At 44.9% G+C, this 6,117-nt stretch carries 6 protein-coding genes; 4 read left to right on the top strand and 2 right to left on the bottom strand.

The features are described 5' to 3' along the window. On the top strand, positions 1-343 hold a 343-nt coding region (locus E1163_RS03265), incomplete at its 5' end, for a helix-turn-helix domain-containing protein (protein ID WP_155169410.1). A gap of 80 nt (positions 344-423) precedes the next feature. Here the strand turns inward: E1163_RS03265 and E1163_RS03260 are convergent. After that, a complete protein-coding gene (locus E1163_RS03260) occupies positions 424-1,446 on the bottom strand; it encodes a LacI family DNA-binding transcriptional regulator (RefSeq protein ID WP_155169408.1) in 1,023 nt (340 codons plus the stop codon). Positions 1,447-1,936: 490 nt separating this feature from the next. Between E1163_RS03260 and E1163_RS03255 the strand changes: the two genes are divergently transcribed. The 3 genes from E1163_RS03255 to E1163_RS03245 are packed head-to-tail and all read left to right on the top strand — an operon-like array spanning position 1,937 to position 5,720. After that, positions 1,937-3,505, top strand: a complete 1,569-nt coding sequence (locus tag E1163_RS03255) for a sodium/sugar symporter (protein ID WP_155169406.1) — start codon at positions 1,937-1,939, stop codon at positions 3,503-3,505. Beyond that, complete coding sequence (locus E1163_RS03250) at positions 3,505-4,686, top strand: galactokinase (protein ID WP_155169404.1); 1,182 nt, start codon at positions 3,505-3,507, stop codon at positions 4,684-4,686. Before E1163_RS03255 ends, E1163_RS03250 begins: the two co-directional genes overlap by 1 nt. After that, entirely contained in the window at positions 4,683-5,720 is a 1,038-nt protein-coding gene (locus E1163_RS03245) for a UDP-glucose--hexose-1-phosphate uridylyltransferase (RefSeq protein ID WP_155169402.1), read from the top strand. The genes E1163_RS03250 and E1163_RS03245 overlap by 4 nt, the downstream gene beginning before the upstream one ends. 217 nt (positions 5,721-5,937) lie before the next feature. On the opposite strand, the gene E1163_RS30920 is transcribed toward E1163_RS03245, so the two are convergent. After that, on the bottom strand, positions 5,938-6,117 hold a 180-nt coding region (locus E1163_RS30920; protein ID WP_221417924.1), incomplete at its 5' end, for a hypothetical protein.

The following is a 6,117-nucleotide window of genomic DNA, read 5'->3' as shown; positions in this document are numbered from 1 at the left end:
CCAGGTGGAGGAATCGGATAATGCAGAGGAAATTGTAAAATACGAACAGAGGTTTATCAATAAACGCAAGGATGTTATTAGAAAGAAACTTAAGGAGTATGATATGACACAGCAAGATTTAGGAGAGATATTAGGGCATCCTAAATCGTACATGAGCGAGTTGATAAATGGTGTATCTCAGTTTACCTTAAAAGATTTGGTTATTATTCATCGCGTTTTAGGAATAAGCCTGAAAATATTGGTTCCAACTTTTCTTCAATCTGAAACAAGGAATAGGGTAACTGAATCAATAAAAAAATTGAATAAACCAAAGTTAGGATTACGAAAGACTAAATTGGCATAGAAAAGGTTCAATAGCTCCCTGTCGTCACTCAACATCTGCTATTGATTTTACCATTCCTATCAACATGAGCGTGAAATTTTCTATGGATTAAGCAATTTCGTAGTGTTCCGCAAAACCAATTTTGTGTCCAGCGTTACTGTCCTTGAAGTACCATCGTAGCCTTTGATCTGGTCAATCAACAGCTTGGCGGCGCATTGGCCCATTTCGTGCGATGGCTGGGCCACGGTAGTCAGGGCCGGTTCTATCAAGGCTGATACCGGATCGTCAGTAAAGCCGATTATGGAAATGTCTTCCGGTATTTTGAGATTATGCTTTTTAATCACCTGAATAGCCTGAATGGCCACCGGGTCATTGACGCAAAACAGGGCGTCCGGCTTGTTATTAAGAGACAGAAGCTGAGCCGTTGCACCGGCAGCATCTTCTTTTAAGGAGTTGCAATGAACGATCAGCTCTTCGTCAGGTGTAATTCCGGCGGCACGTAAAGCATGTAAATAACCTTCCATACGCTTATTGCTGATCGTCAGGTTTTTTGGCCCGGCCAGGTAAGCTATCCGCCTGCATTCTGTATCTATCAGGTACTTTACAGCTTTAAAAGCCCCGTCTGTATCGCTTACATCGACTTTGGAGGTGTCAATATCATCACTTATCCGGTCAAATAATACCAAAGGAATATTCTTCTGCTGTACCCTGAGCAGGTGTTCGATATCTTCGGTCTCCCTGGAAAGCGAGATCAGCAATCCGTCAACCCGGCTGGCTATGAGCGCCTTGAGGTTGTTGAGTTCCGTTTGATAACTTTCGCCTGACTGACAGAAAAGAACATTGTAATTGACCTTTGAGGCTACTTTCTGGATGCCGCTGACAATGGAACTGAAAAAGTGTACCTGAACATCAGGCACAATAATGCCAATAGTATTCGTTCTGTTGCTACGCAGGCTTTGGGCTATCTGGTTGGGCTCATAATTGAGCTCCCGGGCCATTTCCAATACCCTTTTTTTTGTGTCAGCGTTTACATCGGCCATCCCGCGTAAAGCCCTTGAAACTGTGGATATCGAAATGTTCAGTTTCAGTGCAATGTCCCGGATGGTTACCTGTCCTTTTTCCATATTATCATTTCACCGGTTTAGTCGAAAAACCGGAAGAGTAGTATAACCTCAAACTTAAGTTTTTAGCAGTCAATTCAAATATAATTAATTTCCGAGATCGTTACCGGAAACGTTTTTTTAATGCTCCTGGTGCCTGCAACTTGTAAATCAGCAATCGAATGCCAATATTCAGGCATCACTTCATAAGTGGTTCCTTTGCATTCGGGCAAGTGCGCACGAAATGCTATGAACTAAAGCTCCTTAAAAATCCCTTCTTTTCGGAAGGGGTGGTTCGGAGAGGTTAATAGCATGGTGCGGACGCAGAACAGTGGCATCAGTTAACAATTAATTACTACGGAAAAGCCATCTATCGTATGATTACACTGTTGTGCTTCGTGGCTGCAAACGTATGCACCAGAGTACGGCGCCTGCCTAGGGCAGAGGCTTAATTTCAGGGCATGCCCGGTGCAAAGGAATTGTTAACTCATGTTTTTTTAAACGAAATGAACGGATGAACCTGTCAACAATTGATATCATTATTTTCATAGCCTACGGCTGCCTCATTATTTTTATAGGCTTGTGGGTAAGCCGGGAAAAGAAAGGGCACACCAAAGATTCAAGTGATTATTTCCTGGCCGGAAAGTCACTTCCCTGGTGGGCTATCGGAGCATCGCTTATAGCTTCCAATATTTCTGCAGAACAATTCATAGGTATGTCAGGATCAGGTTTTGCGCTCGGCCTGGGTATAGCCACCTATGAGTGGATGGCTGCACTTACACTCCTGATCGTAGCCAAATATTTTCTACCCATATTCCTGAAGAAAGGCATCTTTACACTGCCTCAACTGCTTGAGCAACGCTACGATGGCCGGATAAGAACTATACTGGCTGTATTCTGGGTGTTTTTATACACCTTCGTCAACCTTTCCACAGTACTTTATCTTTCTTCACTGGCATTGACCGTAGTGCTGGGCATTACCATGTGGCAGTCCATCATCGGCCTGGCAGTAATGGCTGTAGCTTACTCTATTTATGGCGGTCTGAAAGCCGTTGCCTGGACGGATGTTGTGCAGGTAGTGTTTCTGATATTCGGTGGCCTCGTTACTACATATCTTGCGCTTGATGCCGTTAGTGAAGGAGCGGGTGCTTTGAAAGGTCTTTCCCTTTTGTTTGAAAAGGCCCCAGAGAAGTTTGATATGATCCTCTCGAAGAACAACCCTTTTTATAAAGATCTTCCCGGTATATCGGTACTGGTTGGCGGTATGTGGATTGCTAACCTGAGCTATTGGGGGTGTAACCAATACATCATTCAGCGCGCACTTGCAGCCAAGAGCATCGGAGAAGCCCAGAAAGGACTGGCATTTGCAGGATATTTAAAATTATTGATCCCCATGGTAGTGGTAATACCCGGGATTGCAGCTTTTGTATTGGGTGCAGATATAAACAGATACGATGCAGCTTATCCGTGGCTACTCGCCAACCTGGTACCTACCGGTATCAAAGGGCTGGCTTTTGCAGCATTGATTGCGGCTGCCCTGTCATCACTCAGCTCTATGATGAACAGTACAGCTACCATTTTCACCATGGACCTTTATAAGCCATCGCTGAAAAAAGATGTTTCAGAGAGTCATCTGGTTATGGTAGGACGAATCGTTGGTGTCTCAGCTATGGTTATTGCAGTAATAGTGGCACAACCTTTATTGGGAGGTGAAGAACAGGTATTCCAGTTTATTCAGAAGTATACCGGCTATGTGAGTCCGGGTATAGTGGTGCTGTTCCTTTTTGGCTTGTTTTGGAAAAGAGCGTCAGCAACTGCGGCTATTTGGACAGCTATTGCATCAGTGCCTTTCAGTGTTGTTGTAGACCTTACCTTTCCCTCCATGCCTTTTATCGACCAGATGGGAGTAGTCTTTCTCATGCTGTCGTTGTTGATGGTGGTTATTTCCCTTACAGGAGATAAAGCAATTTCCCCAAAGGCTATCAATCTGGAAAAAGACCTCTTTACGACTTCACCCTGGTTTAATGCTTTTGCTATGGGTATTGTGATGATATTGGCTGTTTTATACATCATATTCTGGTAATGGAAGCATTTGAAATACGACAATTATTTAAAGATATCTATGGTCAGCCAGAGCTGCTGGTACGAGCACCCGGAAGGATCAACCTGATCGGTGAACATACCGATTACAACAGCGGCTATGTGTTCCCTGCGGCGATCAATAAGGAAACCTATTTTGCCGTAGCTAAAAATGAATCCCGGACTTGCAGCATATATTCCGCATATTTTAAGGAAACCGTCTCTTTTGACCTGGATAACCTCCAGGCTTCCGACAAGTCCTGGGCCAACTACATAATAGGCGCGATAGACCAGGTTCAGAAGAAAGGATATCAGGTTCAGGGGTTCAACTGCGTATTCGGTGGAAATATTCCGATAGGTGCTGGTCTTTCTTCATCGGCTTCGGTGGAGTGTGGCCTGATCTTCTCAGTAAATGAGCTGTTTGTATTAGGGATAGACCCTGTTGAGATCGTTAAAATGGGGCAAAAAGCTGAGAACGAATTTGTAGGTGTACAATGTGGCATCATGGATCAGTTTATCAGTGTAATGGGCAAAAAAGACCATGCCTTGCGATTGGATTGCCGATCATTGGAGTATGATCATTTTCCCCTGAAACTGGGCGACTATTGTATTGTGCTATGCAACTCCAACGTGAGCCACTCTTTGGCTACATCGGCTTATAACACGCGCAAAGAAGAATGTATTCGCGGTGTTCAGATCATTAAAGCCCATTATCCGGAAGTGGATACTCTAAGGGACGTGAAGCTCCCTATGCTGCGGCATTTGCTGCCTGAGCTGGGTGAGGACGTTTATAACCGGTGCAAATTTATAGTAGAGGAAAACGAACGTGTGCTGCAGAGTTGCGGGCAATTACAAAAAGGTGATATCACTGGTTTTGGTAAAAACTTGTATGCATCACACTACGGGCTCTCGCTGGAGTATAAGGTGAGTTGCCTTGAACTGGATTTTCTGATTGGTTTTACCATTGACAAACCTCAGGTAGCCGGAGCCAGAATGATGGGAGGAGGCTTTGGAGGCTGCACGATCAACATTGTAGAGAAATCGTACAAAGAAGAATTTATTCAGACCATCAGTGAAGCATACCGCAAGCGTTTTGATATTAGCCCTGAAATTTATGAAGTAGAGCCGGCTGCCGGCTGTAGCAAACTCTCCATGGCAGCAAACTTAAGCACCACAGGTTCATGACGGATATAAACAGACTCAATACGGCCTCTCATAGAAGGTATAACCCTTTGACAGGGGAATGGATACTGGTGTCCCCACACAGAGCTAAACGCCCGTGGCAGGGAAAAACAGAAAATAAGGAAACGGTAGCCCGGCAGAAATATGATGCGGGCTGCTACCTGTGTCCCGGCAATGAGAGAGCAGGAGGATTGCATAACCCGGATTATAAAAATGTCTATGTCTTTGAAAATGATTTTCCGGCGTTGATCAAAGATGCAGAAGAGGCATTTGAAGAGGATGAACTTTTTACGGCCAGGTCAGAGCAAGGCATATGCCGGGTGATATGCTTTTCACCAGACCATGACCTTACCTTGGCCCATATGCCTATCTACTCCATTAAAGAAGTGGTAGATGCCTGGGCTGAGCAATATGAGCAACTTGGAGCCGAGCCTAATATTAATTACGTGCAGATTTTTGAAAACAGGGGTGAGATCATGGGGTGCAGCAACCCTCACCCTCATGGCCAGATCTGGGCAACTGAAACCGTACCCGGAGAACCGGCAAAGGAGACGGTTATGCAAGGGCAATATTTTGATAAACATGGCCGTACCCTGTTATCAGACTACCTGAATAAAGAGCTTCAAAAGGATGAACGTATTGTTTTCGAAACCGATCATTTTGCTGTATTGGTACCCTTTTGGGCGGTTTGGCCCTTCGAAACCATAATCATAAGCAAAAGGCCTATAGCACACTTAGGCGCAATGCAAGAAGAGGAAAGAGTGGATTTTGCCCAAACCCTCAGCCTGCTTACCCGAACCTATGATGGGTTGTTTCAAGTATCCTTCCCATACTCTTCAGGCATCCATCAGGCTCCAACAGATGGTGGAGAGCATCCCGAATGGCATTTTCATATGCACTTTTATCCGCCATTGCTGCGGTCAGCTACCGTAAGGAAGTTCATGGTTGGATTTGAAATGCTGGGCAACCCGCAGCGGGATATAACCCCGGAGGAGAGTGCCCAAAGATTGGCAGCTATTTATAAAACTATTCAATAATCACTTTATTTACCGTCATCCGAGGAGGCAAGACGAAGTGACCCCCTTCTTCGAGGCACATACTGACTAGCATTTAGAATTCCGTTTCCCCTCCATACTCTGGGGATGGCTTCTTGGCTCCCCAAAGCTTTCGGGGCAAGCTGTACCTCACTCATACCGATGACGAGCAATTTTGAGGATAGTTTAAACATAATTTTTTGTAAACCAAGCGTATATATTAATCGTCATCGCGACGACGGTAGGAGGAAGCGATCCCCTGTTCCGAGAGATGAACGAGTTCTTCATCCGGGTACTCTGCTGAGAAGAAGTCACTGTTGGAAAGCAATTCTAAATAAGCTGACATTCCATATTCCTTGTACCGCCCTATTCCTCCCTTGAGGGAGGTGGCCGTAGGTCG

This window comes from Fulvivirga kasyanovii (assembly GCF_009711405.1).
GTDB lineage: Bacteria > Bacteroidota > Bacteroidia > Cytophagales > Cyclobacteriaceae > Fulvivirga > Fulvivirga kasyanovii.
Note: the sequence above shows the minus strand (reverse complement) of the source record. Positions and strands in the feature narration are given on the sequence as shown.

Bases quoted from the DNA above. Each gene is read 5' to 3' on its own strand.
- E1163_RS03255 (WP_155169406.1), top strand. From the start codon at position 1,937: ATGAACCTGTCAACAATTGATATCATTATTTTCATAGCCTACGGCTGC.
- E1163_RS03250 (WP_155169404.1), top strand. From the start codon at position 3,505: ATGGAAGCATTTGAAATACGACAATTATTTAAAGATATCTATGGTCAG.
- E1163_RS03260 (WP_155169408.1), bottom strand. From the start codon at position 1,446: ATGGAAAAAGGACAGGTAACCATCCGGGACATTGCACTGAAACTGAAC.
- E1163_RS03245 (WP_155169402.1), top strand. From the start codon at position 4,683: ATGACGGATATAAACAGACTCAATACGGCCTCTCATAGAAGGTATAAC.